The organism is Pseudomonas sp. GM18 (assembly GCF_000282195.1).
GTDB lineage: Bacteria > Pseudomonadota > Gammaproteobacteria > Pseudomonadales > Pseudomonadaceae > Aquipseudomonas.
In genome coordinates this window covers 108,458-126,953 of sequence record NZ_AKJT01000069.1, presented here as the reverse complement: position 1 = coordinate 126,953, position 18,496 = coordinate 108,458, and the positions used below count along the sequence as shown (strand labels likewise).

Sequence of the window (18,496 nt, the reverse complement as noted above, 5' to 3'; positions counted from 1 at the left end):
GCGTGGGAATGCCTCAACGGACGCTCCGCGTCCGCTCTTGGGACGCGGAGCGTCCCGGGCTGCATTCCCACGCGGAGCGTGGGAACGATCAGTTAAGGAGTCAGTGTCGGTAATGGGAGCCCGTGTGTTGCTCAGGCAAATGTGCGTCACGCTGAAACAGCTTTTCCCGCAGGCTGCCGTCGTCGTAAGCGGTCTTGTACGACCCCCTGCGTTGCAACTCCGGAATCACCAGCTCAATGAAGTCCACATAGCTTTCCGGGGTGACGATCCGTGTCAGGTTGAAGCCATCGAGACCGGTTTCGGCGATCCACGATTCCAGCTCATCGGCCACTTGCTCAGGCGAGCCGACCACAGTGATGTAGCGGCCGCCGAGGGCGTGTTGTTCCAGCAGTTTGCGGCGGGTCCAGTCGTTGTTTTGCAGGTTTTTGGTGGCGGACTGGATGGCGTTGCTCTTCACGTACTGGATCGGTTCGTCGAGTTCGTACTCGGAAAAATCGATCCCGGTGGACGCTGAAAAGTGCGCCACGCCGGCCTCGGCGCTGGCGTAGCTCAGGTACTCGGCATGCTTGGCCCACGCCAGCTCTTCGGTGGCGCCGACGATCACGTTCAAGCCCATGAACACCTTGATGTCCCAAGGCTTGCGCCCAGCCTCGACGGCGCTGGCGCGAACCTTGTCCACCTGAATCCGGGTCGCCGGTTTGTTCTGGCCACTGATGAACACGCACTCGGCATGCCGACCGGCGAACAGCAGGCCGCGATCGGAACTGCCGGCCTGGAACAGCACCGGCGTGCGTTGCGGCGACGGCTCGCAGAGGTGATAACCCTCGACCTGATAGAATTCGCCCTTGTGCTCGACCTTGTGCACTTTGTCTGGCTGGGCATAGATCCGTTGCTCGCGGTCGTTGAGCACCGCGCCGTTTTCCCAGCTGCCTTCCCAGAGTTTGTAGAGCACTTGCAGGTATTCGTCGGCCTGGTCGTAACGTCGGTCGTGTTCCACCTGCTCGCTGAGGCCCATGGCTTTGGCGGCACTGTCGAGATAGCCGGTGACAATGTTCCAGCCGACCCGGCCACGACTCAGATGATCAAGCGTCGACAGACGTCGGGCGAACAGATACGGCGGCTCGTAGGTCAGGTTGGCGGTCAGGCCGAAGCCGAGGTTCTTGGTGACCGCGGCCATGGCCGAGACCAGTAGCAGCGGATCGTTGACCGGTAACTGGATCGACTCTTTGAGTGGCACGTCGACCGAGTTCTGATAGACGTCGTACACGCCGACGATGTCGGCGATGAACAGCCCGTCGAACAGTCCGCGCTCCAGCAGCTGTGCCAGTTCGGTCCAGTACTCGATCGTCTTGTACTGGGTGGACGTGTCCCGTGGATGGGTCCACAGGCCATGGTTGATGTGTCCGATGCAGTTCATGTTGAACGCGTTGAGCAGGATTTTCTTTTTTGCGTCGGCCATCAGATCGTCCCCCGCAACGGAGGGTTTTCATCGTTGAGGTAGTAATTGCCCACCGCGTGATACTTCCAACGCACGGGGTCGTGCAGGGTGTGCACCCGGGCGTTGCGCCAGTGGCGATCGAGGCCGTGCTCGATCAGGGTTGCCTGGCTGCCGGCGAGTTCGAACAGCGTGCTGCCGGCGGCGAGGGAGATTTCAGTGCTGATGGCCCGGGCTTCGGCAACCGCAATCGATGCAGCTGCAACGGTTTCGGCATTGGTCTCGGCCTGGGCCCGGTCGAGGAATTCGCCGGAGCGTTCCAGCAAGGCTTCGGTGGCATGCAGGCGAATACTCAAGTGGCCGAAGCTCTTGATGGTCAGCGGGTCTTCGGTGGCTTTTTCATGCGTGGCGTCGATCCACGGCCGGGTTTTGGTCCGCACGAAATGCAGCGCATCTTCATAGGCGGCGCGGGCGATGCCGGTGTCGATCGCGGCGTGGAGAATCTGTGCCAATGGGCCGACAGTGGTCGGGCGCTCGAAAGCGCTTTGAAATGGAATCACGTCCTCGGCGGCAACGTAGACATCCTCGAACACCACCGAACCGCTGCCGGTGGTGCGCTGGCCGAAGCCGCTCCAGTCGTCGATGACCGTCAGGCCTTTGCTGTTGTGCGGGACGAAGGCCAGTTGCTGCACGCCGTTTTCGTCCACCACGGAGGTGGGGATGCGCTGGGCGTAAATCGCGCCGGTGGCGTAGAACTTGCGGCCGTTGATGCGATAGCCGTTACCGTCGCGGGTCAGGCTGGTGACGCGGTCATGGGCGGTTTTGGTGCCCAGTTCCGCCAGTGCGTTGCCGAAACGCTGGCCAGCCAGCACTTCGGCGTACAGGCGTTTTTTCTGCTCATGGCTGCCGTTCACACGGAGCACTTCGAGGGCGTAGAAATGGTTCTGCGGGATCTGCCCCAGGGAGCCGTCAGCCTGGGCGATCAAAGCGATTACTTTGGCCAGGGTGACATTGGAAACTCCGGCGCCGCCGTATTCTTTTGGCACGCTGATGCCCCAAAGACCCGAACGGGAAAACACCTCCAGTTCCGGGTGCGGCAAACGACGTTCGCGGTCGCGCAGGGCGCTGTCGCGTTTGAAGTCGTCGGCCAGGTCACTGGCGACGATCAGGGCTTGCTCATCGCTGGTAATGACCGCGACGTTTCGAGAAAGAGACATGTGTTTCTCCAGAGATCTGGTCGTTAAATCCAGGAGTGGCGAGCCGGCAACGTGCCGTTCAAGTGATAAGCGCCAACCGCGTGATATTTCCAGCGCACCGGGTCGTGCAGCGTGTGCACCCGGGCATTGCGCCAGTGGCGGTCGAGGTTGAACTCGGCGAGGGTCGCGCGGCTGCCGGCCAGTTCGAAGAGTTTTTCGCTGGCCAGCAGCGAGATCTCGGTGGTCAGCACTTTGGCCTCGGCCACGGCAATCGAGGCGCGGGCCGCGGACTCGGCGGTGAGCGGCGCGGCGTTGACCTGATCGAGCACTTGCCCGGCCTTGCGCAGCAGCGCTTCGGCGGCGTGCAGTTCGATTTTCAGCTTGCCGATATCGGCGATCACGTAGAGGTCGTCGCTGGCCCGTTCGACCTTGGCGTCGATCCAGGGCCGGGCACGGGTTTTTACGAATTCGATGGCGTCATCGATAGCGCCCCGGGCGATGCCGGCATCGATGGCTGCTTGAATCAGCTGTGACACGGCGCCCTGAATATTGGGGCTGTCGTTGATCTTCCAGTTATTCACCACCAGCTCGGCGTCGACCCGCACGTTGTTGAGCAAAATGGTGCCGCTGGCAGTGGTGCGCTGGCCGAAACCCGACCAGTCATCGACGATGCGCAGGCCCGGGGTGCCACGACGAACGAAGGCCAGCACTTGCTTGCCGTCATCGTTCAGCGCCTTGACGGCCACCCAGTGAGCGAACAATGCGCCGGTGGAATAGAACTTCTGCCCGTTGATGACGAAGCCATCGCCGTCGGCGGTGATTCGCGCCTTGAGCTCCAGGGTATTTTTGGTACCGCGCTCAGGGCCCGCGTTACCGATTCGCCAACCTTCGAGCACACTTTTGAACAGCTGTTTTTTCTGCGACTCGGTGGCGCTGCCGAGTACCAGGTTGAGAATCCCGAAATGGTTCTGCGGGATCTGCCCCAAGGCCGGGTCGGCCGCGGAAATGATCGCGAACACTTCGGCCAAGGTGACGAACGAAACCTGTGGGCCGCCGTACTCACGCGGGATGGCAATGCTGCCCAGGCCGCTGCGGGTGAACTGTTCGATTTCCGACCAGGGCAACTTGCGTTGCTGGTCTCGTTTGGCGGCTTGCAGGCGGGCGACTCGCGCCAGCTCTTGGGCAGCCTCGATGGCTTGTGCGTCGTTGCGCAAGACCTGCGCGGGCAACAACAATGGGGCGATGTCCAGATCACTCTGGATGATTGCATCTGCCAGACTGGACATCAGTGCCGCTCCTTGGCTGCACGCAATGCCCTGGCGATTTGCACTGGGGTGATTGTGTTCCGGACCATACCTACCTCACATCTCATGAAAACGCCGCAAGCGTTGCGACGAACGAAAAACACGAATGTCCGGTGGTCCGGTGTATATACCCTAATCGCGTATAAATAATTAATGAACTAACTTTTAGGAATATAGATAGAAGAGGCGTCACACATCCCCGTGGACCTCACTTTTTTCTGGGCTCAGCAGCTTTGAGCGCTTCTTTGGGCGGTACTTTCAGGTAGGGATTGGCACAGCCGATCTTCAGCGTGCGGGCCGGTGCCCAGCGCGAGTTGTTGCCCACCCGGTCGAGGATGCAGTAGGTCACTTCCAGTCGGAGGTCTTCGCCGGCTTCGAGAATGATTGCCGGTGGCACCCAGACGTGAATCGGCTGACCCACATCGTCGGCCTTGAGTTTGGGCAGGTCCATGCGCACATCGCCCCAGCGCAGGGTGATTTCGTCGTCAGCGGCCATGTTCAGGTACGGTTCGATGGTCAATGGCACACCGCGCTTGACCTGGTTCGGATTGACCCCCTGACGGCGAATGGTCTCGGGGATGAACACCGGTGCCAGGCTCTGGTTTTCCTCAACGCAAAGGGGCGAGGGCAGGCCGCCGGGGCAATCGAGTTTGATCTGGACGCGCGCCGCCGGTGATACCGCTGGCCCTTGCCCGATCTGCATGACCTTGTAATGGACGCGAGCAGAACCGTTGGCAATGAAGCTTTCCGGCACCCGCAGGCTCACCGCTTTACCGCCATGGTCAGTCCCCAACACGCTGGAAGCCACGTAGCAGTTGTTCCAGAACAGCTCGATCAGGTCGCCTTCGTCCATGCCGGGATAGGGCGGCACGTCGATCATTAGATGAGCGGCCGAGGTGATGCTGATGCCGGCCTTGTGAGTTTGCGCCAGGGTCGGGGCTGCAAGTTCGGGTTTGTTCGAAGTGCTTGTCATGGGGTTCTCTCCTTGGAGCCTTACCGCGAAGTCCGTTTCTGAAAGATCGAAAGGCATGAATTACCAGGCAACAAAACGATTCACTGTTTGTGTATTTGAAGAGTGAACGAGTTTGATGAAAGTCGCCAGTTGGAGACTAGATAAGAGTGCGTTCGAATAGGTGTCAATAGAGCTGATTGGTTAAAGGTTAGTTCTTGGGTTATTCAGAAATTTCCTACGCGGTGTAGTTAATAAACTCCATCGCTCTGTCGAATTTTGTCCAGTATTTGTGTGGGTTTAAGCCTCGGAGGCAGCAACCCTTTGACTGTGAGTGGCGAGTGTTTTTATGGATTTTAAGAGGAATGAATCTGTTGCAGGACATATATATGTACCGCATGCGATGGTCGTAAGTTGTTTATGGTTTTGCTGAATCAAATAAGTCGAGGAAGAGGGGCGTGAGGTTTTTAGAGTGGGGAGATGTCACTTCCATCCATGGAAGTTGACGGCTTTTTAATGGGCGCCATTAGGCGTTATTAAGGAACTTGCTGAGAAACTGCTTCGTCCGTTCTTCTTTCGGGTTGGCAAACAGTGCCTTGGCTTCGCCTTGTTCGACGATTACACCCTTGTCGAAAAACACCACGCGGTTGGCCACGTCCCGAGCAAAACCCATCTCGTGGGTGACGATCACCATGGTGCGTTTCTCCTCGGCCAGGCCGCGGATGGTCGCCAACACTTCGCCCACCAGTTCCGGGTCCAGCGCCGAGGTCGGTTCATCGAACAGGATCACTTCCGGTTCCATCGCCAGCGCCCGGGCAATCGCCACGCGCTGTTGCTGACCACCGGAAAGGCGTCGCGGGTAAGCGTCTTCCTTGCCCGCCAGGCCGACCTTGGCCAACAGCTTTTTACCCAAGGCTACGGCGTCGGCTCGTGGAATTTTTTTCACCACGATCGGGCCTTCGATGACGTTTTCCAGGGCTGTGCGATGCGGGAACAGATTGAAATTCTGGAACACAAAACCCACGTGCTGGCGCAGGCGCCGTACCAGACTCTGCTGCTGGTTCAGGGGGCGACTGCCATCGATTTCGATGTCGCCGACCTTGATCCGGCCGCTGGTGGGTTCTTCCAGAAAATTCAGGCAACGCAGGAACGTGGTCTTGCCCGAGCCGCTGGGGCCGATGATTGCCACTACCTCGCCTTCCTTCACTTGCAGATCGATGCCGTTGAGCACCACCTGACCCTTGAACTGCTTTGTCAGTTTTTCCACGACAATCATTGGGTCAGGACTCCTGGTCGTGCCGATTGACCCGCTCTTCCAACTTGTTCTGCAGGTGCGACAGTACAGTCGCCAGAACCCAGTAGATCAGCGCGGCGGCAAGATACATGGTGAAAATTTCGAAGGTACGGGCGGTGATCAGCTGCGCCTGACGGAACAGCTCCGGCACCTGAATGGTGGCCGCCAGCGCGGTGTCCTTGACCAGCGAGATGAAGCTGTTGCCCAACGGTGGCAGGGCCGTGCGCATCGCTTGCGGCAGAATGGCCCGGCGCAGGGTTTGCGCGCGGGTCATGCCGATACTGGCCGCGGCTTCCCACTGGCCGCGCTCGATGGAGCTGATTGCGGCACGCAGGATTTCGCAGGCATAGGCCGCCATGTTCAGCGAGAAGCCGATCAGGGCTGCCGGCAGCGGATCAAGTTCGATGCCTAATTGCGGCAAGCCGTAATAGATCACGAACAGTTGCACCAGCAACGGCGTGCCGCGAAAGAACGACACGTAGATGCGGGAAATCCAGCTCACCAGTTTGAAGCGCGACAGGCGCATCAACGCCAGGCCGAAGCCCATCAGCAGGCCGAAGAACATCCCGCCCAGGCTCAAGATGACCGTGTAGTACGCGCCCTTGAGCAGGAAGGGCGCGGAGTCCAGCGCGAGTTGGAAAGCTTCTCCCATTATTGAGTGACGTCAGCGCTGAAGTATTTTTCCGAAAGCTTTTTCAGCGTACCGTCGGCACGCAGCTTGTCGATGGCTTTGTTCACCGCGGCCAGCAGTTCAGGCTCGCCTTTGCGCAGGGCAATACCGGCCTCTTGGCGGGAGAACGCTTCGCCGGCGGCGGCAGTGTCCTTGGCCTTCCTGGCGTATTCCAGCGCGGCCAGACGGTCGATCAGAATGGCGTCGATGCGGCCGACGCGCAGATCCTGGAACTTGCTCGGGTCATCTTCGTAGGTGCGGACATCAGCCTTAGGCACATTCTCTTTCACCCACTGCTCGTAGTTAGTGCCCAGGCCTACGCCGACTTTCTTGCCGGCCAGATCGGCGGCGGTCTTGATGGTGTCTTTGTTTTTGGTCAGGGTCAGCGCCTGAATCCCGGATACGGTGTACGGCTCGGAGAAGTCGTACTTCTTCTTGCGCTCTTCGGTGATGGTCACCTGGTTGATCACCGCGTCCAGACGCTTGGATTCCAAGGCTGCGAGGATGCCTTCCCATTTGGTCGGTTGCAGTTTGACCTTCACGCCCAGCTCTTTGGCCAAGGCTTCGGAGAATTCGACTTCGAAGCCGTTCAGTTTGCCGGCCTCGTCGACGAAGCTGAACGGTGGATAAGTGCCTTCCAGACCGACGTTGATCACGCCCGCGTCCTTGATTTTTTGCAGTTGCTCTCCGGCAACCGCTTGCCCGAGCAGGCCGGCGCTCAGCGCCAGGCCCAACGAGCCCACCAGCAGATTTCTACGTAGTGCGGAAAAATTCATGACAAGCCCCTGTGTTTTCTTATGGAAGACGCTTAAGGAAAGTTGGCAAATTCGGGATTTGAACGACTGCGATATCCTGCCCTAAAGCAGCTTATGCGTCTCGCTGCAAATTCGCCTGCGGCGCGACTATATGATGTCGTCTTTAGATAGGAAAATAATAAATATTAAGTTTGTTATTCTTTAATTGAATATTGATGGAGCATTGAGGATCGTTCCCACGCTCTGCGTGGGAATGCCTCTGGGGACGCTCCGCGTCCAGTGACGCGGAGCGTTATGGGCTGCATTCCCACGCAGAGCGTGGGAACGATCGGTTACAGAAAGTCTTTGTAGGCAAACAACGCCGGCGCCCCGCCGGTGTGCAGGAAGATGATCGGGCCTTCATCGAAGCGCTGACGCCCGATGCCGTCGAGCAAACCGGCCATGGCCTTGCCGGTATATACCGGGTCCAGCAACAACCCTTCCTGGCTCGCCAGCAGCTTTACCGCCGCCAGCGTCCCGGCATTCGGCTCGCCATAACGCGGGCCGAAATACTCGTCCCACAGTTCGACTTTGAAACTCGCCGGCAGGCCCACGCCCAACAGCTCGGCAGTGCGCTCGGCGAGGCCCTGGACTTTCGGTCGTTGAGCTTCATCGCTACGGGAAACGGTCACGCCGATGACTGGCAAATCCGGCAGTACTTCGCTCAATGCCAGCGCCAGGCCGCTATGGGTGCCGGCACTACCGGAAGCCAGGACCACCGCGGCGAATTGCAGCCCGGTGTCCTTGATCTGCTCGGCCAGCTCCAGACCCGCACGGACATAACCCAACGCGCCCACTGCATTGGAGCCACCAATCGGCACCAGATAGGGTTTCTTGCCGTTGCTGCGCAGACGTGCGGCCAGCGCTTGCAATTGCTCGTCAGCGTTGTCGAGGTTTTCCACCAACTCGACCTTGGCATCGAACAGGTCCAGCAACAGCCGATTGCCATTGCCGACGTAGTTGCTGTCGTCAGTGCCGAGCGGGTTCTCCAGCAGTGCCACGCAGCCCAGGCCAAGCTTGGCCGCAATGGCCGCGGTCTGGCGCACGTGGTTGGACTGGATCGCGCCAGCGGTGATCAACGTATCGGCGCCCTGGGCCAAGGCATCGGCGGCGAGGTATTCGAGTTTGCGCAGCTTGTTGCCGCCCAGTGCCAATGGCGTCAGGTCATCGCGTTTGACGTACACATCGCGGCCCAGCCAGGTCGACAGGCGTTCGAGTTTTTCCAATGGGGTAGGGTGACCGAGCAGGTCGAGGCGGTTAAAACGGGCAAGCTGTTGTTTGATCATGGGTCCGTACTGGCGGAGAAAGATGTCTGGACTATAGGCACGGGTATTTAGCGGGGCAACTGCCAATCGCTTATAGCCAAAAGTATTGTTCCCAGCACTATTGGTTCTTAATTCGGCTGCAAGTCGTTGCCGTAAAGTAATCGCCGTCAGCGCGGCCAGACAGTCCGGCCGCCCGTGAGGAGTTTTTACCGTGAGCGAGCGTTCCAGCCATTGGCAATTGCAGACCATCGTCAGCCAACTGCGTACGGCGCGCGACCAGTGGCGCGCACAAAACGGCCGCGCCAGCACCGAGCAGGGCGGTCGCGAGTTGCCGTCCCGAGCGGCCATGGCGGACATTCTCGAAGCCTTGTGCGGTGCGTTGTTTCCGATGCGTCTGGGGCCGGTGGATTTGCGTGAGGAGAGTGAGGACTTCTACGTCGGCCACACACTCGACGTGGCGTTGAATGCATTGCTGGCTCAGGCGCGGCTCGAATTGCGCTACGTCGCTCGTCACAGTGCCGGGGGCGACTCTGAAGTCGAAGCCAAGGCCATCCGGATCATTCAGGACTTCGCCCTCGCTCTGCCGGAATTGCGCAGCCTGTTGGACACCGACGTGCTGGCGGCCTATCACGGCGATCCGGCGGCTCGCAGTGTCGATGAAGTGTTGCTGTGCTACCCGGGAATCCTGGCGGTGATTCACCATCGCCTGGCCCACCATTTGTACCGCGCCGGGTTGCCGTTGCTGGCGCGGATCAGCGCGGAAATCGCCCACTCGGCCACCGGTATCGACATCCACCCTGGCGCGCAGATCGGTCGCAGTTTCTTCATCGACCACGGCACGGGTGTGGTGATCGGCGAGACCGCGATCATTGGTGAGCGGGTGCGGATATATCAGGCCGTGACGTTGGGCGCCAAGCGCTTCCCGGCGGACGAAGACGGCCAGTTGCAGAAGGGCCATCCACGGCATCCGATCGTGGAGGACGACGTGGTGATCTATGCCGGCGCGACGATTCTGGGGCGGATCACCATCGGCAAGGGCTCGACGATTGGTGGCAACGTCTGGCTGACCCGCAGCGTGCCAGCGGGGTGCAACCTGACCCAGGCGAATCTGCAGCATGATGACGGGACGCAGAAGTAAGTCCCCAGCTTTGATCGTTCCCACGCTCTGCGTGGGAATGCCTCAAGGGACGCTCCGCGTTCCGGCCCCATCGCCGATGTTGCGTCTGGCTCCGATGTGACGCGGAGCGTCACGGGCTGCATTCCCACGCAGAGCGTGGGAATGATCGTGTAATTACCCTTCCTTGAAAGCTACCGCCGAGCCCTGTGATTAGTCCTTAGCACCCTATTCATGTTTAACTTGAACGTTCATTCAAGTTAAACCGGTGGTTCGCCGCCCGCTCACAACAGGAGGCTTGCCTTTGCTGAGTCCGATTTTTACAGCCACGTTTTCCCCCCTCGAGGTGCACCTTTCGTGAGTGCATCGTCCATCCCCGCAAGCGGCCAGGTCCGCATGAATCCGCCGGTGTTTTATTTCGCGGCGACCTTCATTTTGTTGTTCGCCGTCGTGGTCATGGCGATCCCCGAACAGGCCGGTGCCTGGCTGTTGCAAGCGCAAAACTGGGCGGCCAACACGGTCGGCTGGTACTACATGCTCGCGATGACGCTGTATCTGGTCTTCGTGGTGGTCACCGCCTTGTCCGGCTACGGCAAGATCAAGCTCGGTGCCGACCACGACGAGCCCGAATTCAGCTACCTGTCATGGGCCGGCATGCTGTTCGCTGCCGGGATCAGCATCACGCTGTTTTTCTTTTGCGTGTCTGAACCGCTGACGCACCTGGCGCAACCGCCGCAAGGCGAGGCTGGCACGGCGGAGGCGGCGCGTCAGGCGATGCAGATTCTGTTTCTGCACTGGGGCCTGCACGGCTGGGGCGTGTTCGCCTTCGTCGGCATGGCGCTGGCCTATTTCGCCTATCGACATAACCTGCCGTTGGCCCTGCGTTCGGCGCTGTACCCGCTGATTGGCAAGCGCATCAACGGTCCCATCGGTTACGCGGTGGACGGCTTCGGCATCATCGCCACGGTGTTCGGCCTCGGCGCCGACATGGGCTTTGGCGTATTGCACCTCAATTCCGGCCTGGACTACCTGTTTGGCATCGCCCACACCCAGTGGATTCAGGTCGGCCTGATCACGCTGATGATGGGCGCGGCGATCATCGTCGCGGTGTCCGGCGTCGATAAAGGCGTGCGGGTGATGTCCGACATCAACATGCTGCTGGCCTGTGCGCTGCTGCTGTTCGTGTTGTTCGCCGGCCCCACCCAGCACTTGCTCAATACGCTGATCCAGAACCTCGGCGATTACCTCGGCGCCTTGCCGTTGAAGAGTTTCGACCTCTACGCCTATGACAAACCCGGCGACTGGCTGGGCGGCTGGACGGTGTTCTACTGGGCCTGGTGGATTGCATGGTCGCCGTTCGTGGGCCTGTTCATTGCGCGGATTTCCCGTGGCCGGACCATCCGTGAATTCGTCTTCGGCGTGCTGCTGATCCCGCTCGGTTTCACCCTGGCGTGGATGTCGATTTTCGGCAACAGCGCCATCGACCAGGTCCTCAACCACGGCATGAGCGCGCTCGGCATGTCGGCCATCGACAATCCATCGATGACCCTTTACCTGCTGCTGGAGACCTACCCGTGGAGCAAAACCGTGATCGCGGTCACGGTGTTCATCAGCTTCGTGTTCTTCGTCACCTCCGCCGACTCCGGCACCGTGGTGTTGTCGACGTTGTCCGCCAAGGGTGGCAATCCAGATGAAGACGGGCCGAAATGGCTGCGAGTGTTCTGGGGCGCGATGACGGCACTGGTGACCAGCGCACTGTTGTTCTCCGGCAGCATCGACGCATTGAAGTCGGCGGTGGTGCTGACGTCGTTACCGTTCTCGATGATTTTGCTGCTGATGATGTGGGGCCTGCACAAGGCGTTTTATCTGGAGTCGCAGAAGCAGATCGCGCAATTGCATTCCCTCGCGCCGGTGGCCGGTTCGCGACGCGGTGGATGGCGTCAGCGCTTGAGTCAGGCGGTGCATTTTCCGTCTCGGGATGAGGTCTATCGCTTCCTTGATACCACGGTGCGCCCGGCGATCGAGGAAGTGACTGCCGTGTTCGTCGAGAAGGGACTGCATGTGGTCACTCAGCCTGATCCGGCCAACGACAACGTGAGCCTGGAAATCGGTCACGGCGAACTGCATCCGTTCATCTATCAGGTGCAAATGCGTGGCTACTTCACCCCGTCCTTCGCCCGTGGCGGCATGGGTTCCAAACAACTCAACAACCGCCGTTATCACCGCGCCGAAGTGCATCTGAGCGAGGGCAGTCAGGACTACGATCTGGTGGGTTACACCAAGGATCAGGTGATCAACGACATCCTCGACCAGTACGAACGGCACATGCAGTTTTTGCATTTGGTGCGTTGATCGACCGGTGGCGCTCAGGTCTCGCTGCTCAACACCATGAACAGCACCAGTGCCGCCACCGGTACGCCGAACACCGCGCTGCCCACCACCAGTTCCGCGCTCAACGGTTGGCCAGCGTTGACCATGCCAACTGCGCCGTTGATCAAGGTCAACGCCAGCCACAGCACGACAAAACTGTAGGCCAGGGTCTGACGGGAGAAACCGATTTTCTCGCCGATGAACAGCATCAGTGCCAGCAGGACCAGGCCGAAGAAGATGATGATCGTGGTGTGCATGATGCAGTCCTCGCAACGGCTTTCAGAGTTCTCGACCTAGAGTGTGGTCGAGGGAATAACGTCCTGCTCCGCGAAACAGGATGTAGAGCGACAGAAACGCCATCAATACTGCAGTCGACCCGAGGCAAACCCCGGGTCGTTTCACTGGAGCCCTCGTTTTAGCGAATAGAGGGTTTGAGCAGGTCTTCCAGACCAATGCGGCGGAACATCTCGGCGCGTACCCGATCGGCCATTGCGTTGACGATTTCGGCACCGTCCTGCGATGGGTCGATATGGCGGCGGAACGGGCGGGTGCCGAAAGGCATGCCGACGATCTCGACGATGGCGTTGGCCACTTCGCCGACATCGGCGTCTGCCGGTTCCAGGGCGGCCAGTCCTTTGAGTGCCTGATCCGGAACCCCGGCATATGGGCCTTCATTGTATTCGGTGGCGCGGGCCTGGTCGGCGGGCGAACCGGAGTGCACGAAGTGGTTGGTGCCCTTGGTGAAGGCGCCCGGCACGATGATCGAGGTTTCCACCCCCCAGCGCGCCAACTCACTGGCGTAGGACACCGCCAGCGAATCCATCGCTGCCTTGGCCGCAAAGTACGGCGCCAGGTACGGCGGGGTGCCGCCGCGAGCACTGCTGGATGAAACCCACAACACCAGGCCCTGTCCCTGTTTGCGCAATTGCGGCAAGGCTGCGCGGTTGACCCGCTGGGTGCTCAGCACGTTGATGTCGTAGAGCTGGGCGAACTGTTCGGGCGTGAAGGCCTCGGCGGGGCCGAAGGACATGTGCCCGGCGTTATGGATGATCACGTCCAGTCGGCCACATTCCTCGACAATTTTCGCGACGCCGGCCTCGACCGATTCGTTCGACGCGACGTCCAGTTCGACGCTGCGCAGGTCGACCTGATGCTGGTCGGCGTAGCGCTGAACTTCTTCCACCTGTGGCGCATTGCGGCCCAGGGTTTCACGCATGCTGGCGTAGACAGTGTGGCCGGCGTCGGCAAGGGCTCGGGCAGTGAGCGCGCCGAAACCACTCGAGGCACCGGTAATCAGAATGACGGATTTCATGGCATTGACCTCTTCAACCTTGGCGTGGGTAGGGGATGAGACGGCTCAAACGAGGCCGCCATTGACGCGCAGGATTTGCCCGTTGACCCAGGCCGAATCCGGGCCGACCAGGAAGGACACGACGCGGGAGATGTCTTCTGGCTGAGCCAGGCGTTCCAGCGGCGCCATTTTGGCGAAGGTCTGGATCTGTTCTTCGCTCTTGCCGTGCAGGAACAGGTCGGTGGCGACCGGGCCCGGGGCCACCGCGTTGACGGTGATGTTGCGACCGCGCATTTCCTTGGCGAACACCTGGGTCAGGGATTCCACTGCCGCCTTGCTGGCGATGTACACCGCATAGCCCGGCAGGTTCATGCCGACGGTGCTGCTGGAAAAGTTGATGATCCGGCCACCGCTGTTCAGACGGGTCGCTGCTTCACGCAGAGTGTTGAAAGTGCCGCGAGCGTGGATGTTGACGTTCTGGTCGAACAGCTCGTCGGTGTGTTGCGCCAGCGGCATGACTTTGAGGATGCCGGCGTTATTGATCAGCACGTCGACTTTGCCCAGTTGGGTTTCGGTTTCGTCGAACAGCCGGCGTACATCGTCGGCATTAGCCACATCAGCCTTGATCGCTATGGCCCGGTGACCGGCCTGACGCAGTTTTACCACCAGTGCCGACGCCTCGGTGGCGCTGTTGGCGTAGTTGATGGCGACAGCGAAACCCTGGCTGGCCAGTTGCTGGGCGATCACGGCACCGATGCCGCGGGAGGCGCCGGTCACGATGGCAACTTTCGAAGTTTGAGTAGTCATGGCGTTGGTTCCTTTGAGTGATGAAGGTGTTTGCTGAGGTGTGGAGCCAGATTCACATGTTTACTCAGGGCGATAAATGCACGAGAGTTGCCTTGACTGTTCAATAATCACCAACAATCGATCGTCAGGAGTCCAGCGTGGATCAAGTCAAAGCGATGAAGGTTTTCGTGCGGATCTACGAGCGCAGCAGCTTCACGCTGGCGGCCGATGACCTGAACCTGCCGCGTGCCACCCTGACCCATACGTTGAATCAGTTCGAAGCCTGGCTCGGTACCCGTTTACTGGAGCGCAGCACACGCAAGGTCCGTCCTACGCTGGATGGCGAGGCGTACTACTTGCGTTGCGTGCAGTTGTTGGCAGAACTGGAAGAAGCCGAACTGGCATTTCGCGGCGTTGCGCCGAAAGGCCGATTACGGGTGGATCTGCATGGCACGTTGGCCAAGCACTTTGTAATCCCGGCGTTGCCGCAATTCATGGCGCGCTACCCGGACATCGAATTGTCCATCAGCGAAGCCGACCGCTTCGTCGACCTGATCGCCGAAGGCGTTGATTGCGTGTTGCGCGCCGGCACCTTGGGCGATTCGGCGCTGATCGGTAAACGTGTCGCCAACCTGCGCCAGATCACCTGCGCCAGCCCGGCTTACCTGCGTAAATACGGTGAACCGAAAGACCTCGACGACCTGAAAAACCACCGCGCGGTGAACTATGTTTCGCGCACCACGGCCAAGCTGTTTCCATTCGAATTCATGGTGGATGGCGAGCTGAAAGAAGTGGCCATCGAGGGCGCGTTGTCGGTGTTCGGCGCAGAGATTTATGCGGCCTCGGCGATCGCAGGGCTGGGGCTGATTCAGTGCCCGTATTACCGGATGGAAACGCAGATTGCCCAAGGGTTGGTGCAGGAAATCCTCACCGACATACCGCCGCCATCGATGCCGGTTTCGGTGTTGTATCCGCATAACCGACACATGTCGCCACGGGTTCGGGTGTTTGTGGATTGGTTGGGGGAGGTGTTTGCGGGTGCCCGGTAACCGATGGTCTGCGAGCAATCTGGCCTGCTTGTGTTCGGCTAATATTTATCAGAGTGTGTATCGTGTGTATTGAAGGTGTGATCATCGCGTAATGTGCTCAGCAGATGCTGCCCACAAGGACGAAGGTGATGCGAAGTCGGGAAATGATCAGGATGATCGAGGAGGATGGTTGGTATCTGGTGGCCGTGAAAGGTAGCCATCATCAGTACAAGCCCCCGTGCAAGTCAGGCAGGGTGACGATAAAACACCCTGATTCGGATCTTCCAAAAGGAACGATCAACAGCATACTGAAACAGGCGGGTCTGAAATGAGGCCCGACATCGGAAACGAGAGCCTCGAAGGGGCCACATCACAGGAAGGACTCATCGAAATGAAACTCCCGGTCGTTCTGCACAAGGATGCCGACTCAGAATACGGAGTGATTATCCCGGACGTGCCGGGGTGCTTCTCCGCGGGCGCTACTGTGGCGCAGGCATTTGAAAACGTGAAAGAAGCGCTGGCTTTGCACTACGAAGGTCTGGTCGCCGATGGTGATCCACTTCCGCAGGTGCGTGAGATTGACGCTCATCTGGATAACCCTGATTACGCTGGCGGCGTGTGGGGTGTGGTCGAATTCGATATCACACCTTATTTCGGCAAGTCGGTGCGCTTCAATGCCACCCTTCCTGAGCAGTTGCTTGAGCGTATCGACCAGACGGTCAGACGAGATCAGCGATATAGCTCAAGGTCTGGCTTTTTGGCGGCTGCCGCGCTACGTGAGTTGTCGGCGTAAGCGTTGGGCGTAGATATCGACTCTATGGGGGTAGGTCAGTTTTTAATAATCTGTGAAACGTTTCAGCAATTAGTCGAATCCGGGGTTTCCTGGCGTTTGTCTGGGCGTATGCTGGGCCGCTTGCAAAGCAGTCGATACCCCCATTCAAGACCCACAAGAGAGGATTCGATGACTTACACCGCTGCCGAAAACCGCTACGACGCCATCCCTTACCGCCGCGTAGGCCGCAGCGGGCTGGTGCTGCCGGCGCTGTCCCTGGGCCTGTGGCACAACTTCGGCGACAGTACGCCGATCGACACCCAGCGCTCGTTGCTGCGTACGGCGTTCGACTCAGGGATCAACCACTTCGACTTGGCCAACAACTACGGCCCGCCCTATGGCAGCGCCGAGATCAACTTCGGTCGTTTGCTGCGAGAAGACTTCAAGCAGTACCGCGATGAGCTGATCATCTCCAGTAAGGCCGGCTGGGACATGTGGCCCGGCCCTTACGGCCAGGGCGGCGGGTCGCGCAAATACGTGCTGGCCAGCCTCGACCAGAGCCTGCAACGCCTGGGCCTCGATTACGTGGACATCTTCTACTCCCACCGCTTCGACCCGGATACGCCGCTGGAAGAAACCGCCAGCGCACTGGCCACGGCCGTGCAACAGGGCAAGGCGTTGTACATTGGCATCTCGTCTTACTCCGGGGTGAAAACCCGGGAAATGGCCGCGTTGCTCAAGGAGTGGAAAGTCCCGCTGCTGATCCACCAGCCGGCCTACAACCTGCTCAATCGCTGGGTGGAAAAGGACCTGCTGGATGTCACCGACGAACTCGGTACCGGCGTGATCGCCTTCACGCCGTTGGCGCAGGGCCTGTTGACCGACAAATACCTCAATGGCATTCCGAAGGATGCGCGGGTCAACCGCCCGGGCGGTGATTCATTGCAGTCGTCTCACCTGTCCGAAGCCAACATCGCCCAAGTGCGGGCGCTCAATGAAATCGCCAAACGTCGTGGTCAGAGCCTGGCGCAACTGGCGCTGGCCTGGACCCTACGTGATCCGCGCGTGACCTCGGCGCTGATCGGCGCGAGCCGGCCGGAGCAGATCATCGAGAACGTCGGGGCGTTGAAGAATCTGAGCTTTAGTGTGGAAGAACTGGCGGAGATTGATCGGTTTGCCCAGGAGGGTGGGATCAATTTGTGGGAGAAGCCTTCGACGGCTGAGTAACTCCGTACTGATCATTCCCACGCTCTGCGTGGGAATGCAGCCCGGGACGCTCCGCGTCCCATCCAAAGCCGAACGCAGAGCGTCCGTTGAGGCATTCCCACGCGGAGCGTGGGAACGATCGGCTCACCGGAAAAACGGCACATCCCCCAACACCGTCGCCCGCTGCATCACCCGCCGTGCCGGGCGGTAATCATCCACCGCGTAATGCTGGGTCACGCGGTTATCCCAGAACGCGATGTCGTCTTTCTGCCAGCGCCAGCGAATGGTGAAGTCCGGCCGTGTGGTGTGGGCGAACAAGAACTTCAGAACCGCCTCGCTTTCTGTCTCCGACAACTCATTGATCTTCGACGTGAACCCTTCATTGACGAATAACGAACGACGCCCGCTCACCGGGTGCGTACGAATCACCGGGTGTGACAGCGGCGGATTTTTGCGCCGGGCTTCTTCCCACTGGGCCAGGGCTTCCGGCGTGTTGCCATAGCGCTCCAGTGGAAACGAACGGGTGAAGTCGTGAGTGGCGGTCAGCCCTTCGAGCAAGGTTTTCATCGGCGCGGACAACGCTTCATACGCCGCAATACCGCTGGCCCACAGGGTGTCGCCGCCAAACTCCGGCAGCAACTTGGCGCTGAGCACCGCGCCCATCGCCGGGGTCGGCAGGAACGTCACGTCGGTGTGCCAGATCGCGTTGTCCCGCACGTCGGTGACGGCGGTGTCGAGGATCAGCACTTCCGGTTGTTCCGGCACGTTCGGATAAATCGGATGAATATGCAGGTCGCCGAAATAAGCGGCGAATCGCGCCTGTTGCTGTGGCTCGATCGGCTGGTTACGGAAGAACAGCACCTGATATTTGAGCAGCGCCTGTTCGATGGCGTCGCGTTGTTCCACGTTCAGCGGCTGGCTGATGTCGACGCCGCTGATTTGCGCGCCGAGGGCGCAGCTTAAAGGGACGATGGTCAGGTGGCTCATGGTGGTTCTCTTCAATCCGGGGTGTCGACGCATGA

At 59.7% G+C, this 18,496-nt stretch carries 18 protein-coding genes; 6 read left to right on the top strand and 12 right to left on the bottom strand.

Annotated features, from left to right (window positions below):
- Positions 1 to 100: 100 nt before the first annotated feature.
- The 8 genes from PMI21_RS10565 to PMI21_RS10600 all read right to left on the bottom strand — a co-directional run bounded on the left by PMI21_RS10565 (position 101) and on the right by PMI21_RS10600 (position 8,928).
- Positions 101 to 1,459 carry an LLM class flavin-dependent oxidoreductase gene (locus PMI21_RS10565; RefSeq protein WP_007939572.1) on the bottom strand — a complete coding sequence of 453 codons (1,359 nt, stop codon included), beginning with the start codon at positions 1,457 to 1,459 and terminating at the stop codon, positions 101 to 103.
- The gene (locus PMI21_RS10570) at positions 1,459 to 2,652 is read right to left on the bottom strand and encodes an SfnB family sulfur acquisition oxidoreductase (RefSeq protein ID WP_007939571.1); all 1,194 of its coding nucleotides are present in this window, start codon (positions 2,650 to 2,652) and stop codon (positions 1,459 to 1,461) included. Before PMI21_RS10570 ends, PMI21_RS10565 begins: the two co-directional genes overlap by 1 nt.
- A gap of 23 nt (positions 2,653 to 2,675) precedes the next feature.
- On the bottom strand, positions 2,676 to 3,917 hold the full coding sequence (locus PMI21_RS10575) for an SfnB family sulfur acquisition oxidoreductase (protein WP_007939570.1): 1,242 nt from the start codon (positions 3,915 to 3,917) through the stop codon (positions 2,676 to 2,678).
- 226 nt (positions 3,918 to 4,143) lie between these two features.
- Positions 4,144 to 4,908, bottom strand: coding sequence for a hypothetical protein (locus PMI21_RS10580; protein WP_007939568.1), 765 nt, complete (start codon positions 4,906 to 4,908; stop codon positions 4,144 to 4,146).
- A gap of 502 nt (positions 4,909 to 5,410) precedes the next feature.
- Positions 5,411 to 6,160 (bottom strand): L-cystine ABC transporter ATP-binding protein TcyN, encoded by a 750-nt coding sequence (gene tcyN / locus PMI21_RS10585; RefSeq protein WP_007939567.1) that lies wholly within the window; start codon positions 6,158 to 6,160, stop codon positions 5,411 to 5,413.
- Positions 6,161 to 6,164: 4 nt separating this feature from the next.
- A complete protein-coding gene (gene tcyL / locus PMI21_RS10590; protein ID WP_007939566.1) occupies positions 6,165 to 6,830 on the bottom strand; it encodes a cystine ABC transporter permease in 666 nt (221 codons plus the stop codon).
- Positions 6,830 to 7,624 carry a cystine ABC transporter substrate-binding protein gene (gene tcyJ, locus PMI21_RS10595; RefSeq protein WP_007939565.1) on the bottom strand — a complete coding sequence of 265 codons (795 nt, stop codon included), beginning with the start codon at positions 7,622 to 7,624 and terminating at the stop codon, positions 6,830 to 6,832. The genes tcyL and tcyJ overlap by 1 nt, the downstream gene beginning before the upstream one ends.
- Before the next feature lie 311 nt (positions 7,625 to 7,935).
- Positions 7,936 to 8,928, bottom strand: a complete 993-nt coding sequence (locus PMI21_RS10600) for a D-cysteine desulfhydrase (RefSeq protein WP_007939564.1) — start codon at positions 8,926 to 8,928, stop codon at positions 7,936 to 7,938.
- 190 nt (positions 8,929 to 9,118) lie between these two features.
- Between PMI21_RS10600 and epsC the strand changes: the two genes are divergently transcribed.
- Both epsC and betT read left to right on the top strand, forming a co-directional pair.
- A complete protein-coding gene (epsC, locus tag PMI21_RS10605; protein WP_007939563.1) occupies positions 9,119 to 10,045 on the top strand; it encodes a serine O-acetyltransferase EpsC in 927 nt (308 codons plus the stop codon).
- A 372-nt stretch (positions 10,046 to 10,417) separates the two neighbouring features.
- Positions 10,418 to 12,373: a choline transporter BetT gene (gene betT, locus PMI21_RS10610; RefSeq protein ID WP_162130342.1), complete on the top strand. Its 1,956-nt coding sequence runs from the start codon at positions 10,418 to 10,420 to the stop codon at positions 12,371 to 12,373.
- Between the two features lie 14 nt (positions 12,374 to 12,387).
- On the opposite strand, the gene PMI21_RS10615 is transcribed toward betT, so the two are convergent.
- The 3 genes from PMI21_RS10615 to PMI21_RS10625 all read right to left on the bottom strand — a co-directional run bounded on the left by PMI21_RS10615 (position 12,388) and on the right by PMI21_RS10625 (position 14,489).
- Positions 12,388 to 12,648, bottom strand: a complete 261-nt coding sequence (locus PMI21_RS10615) for a hypothetical protein (RefSeq protein WP_007939559.1) — start codon at positions 12,646 to 12,648, stop codon at positions 12,388 to 12,390.
- Between the two features lie 158 nt (positions 12,649 to 12,806).
- Positions 12,807 to 13,703: an SDR family oxidoreductase gene (locus PMI21_RS10620; RefSeq protein WP_007939558.1), complete on the bottom strand. Its 897-nt coding sequence runs from the start codon at positions 13,701 to 13,703 to the stop codon at positions 12,807 to 12,809.
- A gap of 45 nt (positions 13,704 to 13,748) precedes the next feature.
- Entirely contained in the window at positions 13,749 to 14,489 is a 741-nt protein-coding gene (locus PMI21_RS10625; RefSeq protein WP_007939557.1) for an SDR family oxidoreductase, read from the bottom strand.
- 137 nt (positions 14,490 to 14,626) lie between these two features.
- Here PMI21_RS10625 and PMI21_RS10630 point away from each other — a divergent pair, with 137 nt between their 5' ends.
- The 4 genes from PMI21_RS10630 (at position 14,627) to mgrA (ending at position 17,495) form a co-directional block, all read left to right on the top strand.
- A complete protein-coding gene (locus PMI21_RS10630) occupies positions 14,627 to 15,517 on the top strand; it encodes a LysR family transcriptional regulator (protein WP_007939556.1) in 891 nt (296 codons plus the stop codon).
- 128 nt (positions 15,518 to 15,645) lie between these two features.
- Positions 15,646 to 15,828, top strand: coding sequence for a type II toxin-antitoxin system HicA family toxin (locus PMI21_RS10635; RefSeq protein WP_007939555.1), 183 nt, complete (start codon positions 15,646 to 15,648; stop codon positions 15,826 to 15,828).
- Positions 15,825 to 16,289 carry a type II toxin-antitoxin system HicB family antitoxin gene (locus PMI21_RS10640; RefSeq protein ID WP_007939554.1) on the top strand — a complete coding sequence of 155 codons (465 nt, stop codon included), beginning with the start codon at positions 15,825 to 15,827 and terminating at the stop codon, positions 16,287 to 16,289. The genes PMI21_RS10635 and PMI21_RS10640 overlap by 4 nt, the downstream gene beginning before the upstream one ends.
- A 168-nt stretch (positions 16,290 to 16,457) precedes the next feature.
- Positions 16,458 to 17,495 (top strand): L-glyceraldehyde 3-phosphate reductase, encoded by a 1,038-nt coding sequence (mgrA, locus tag PMI21_RS10645; protein WP_007939553.1) that lies wholly within the window; start codon positions 16,458 to 16,460, stop codon positions 17,493 to 17,495.
- 123 nt (positions 17,496 to 17,618) lie between these two features.
- On the opposite strand, the gene tauD is transcribed toward mgrA, so the two are convergent.
- Positions 17,619 to 18,461 carry a taurine dioxygenase gene (gene tauD, locus PMI21_RS10650; RefSeq protein ID WP_007939552.1) on the bottom strand — a complete coding sequence of 281 codons (843 nt, stop codon included), beginning with the start codon at positions 18,459 to 18,461 and terminating at the stop codon, positions 17,619 to 17,621.
- Positions 18,462 to 18,496: the final 35 nt, after the last annotated feature.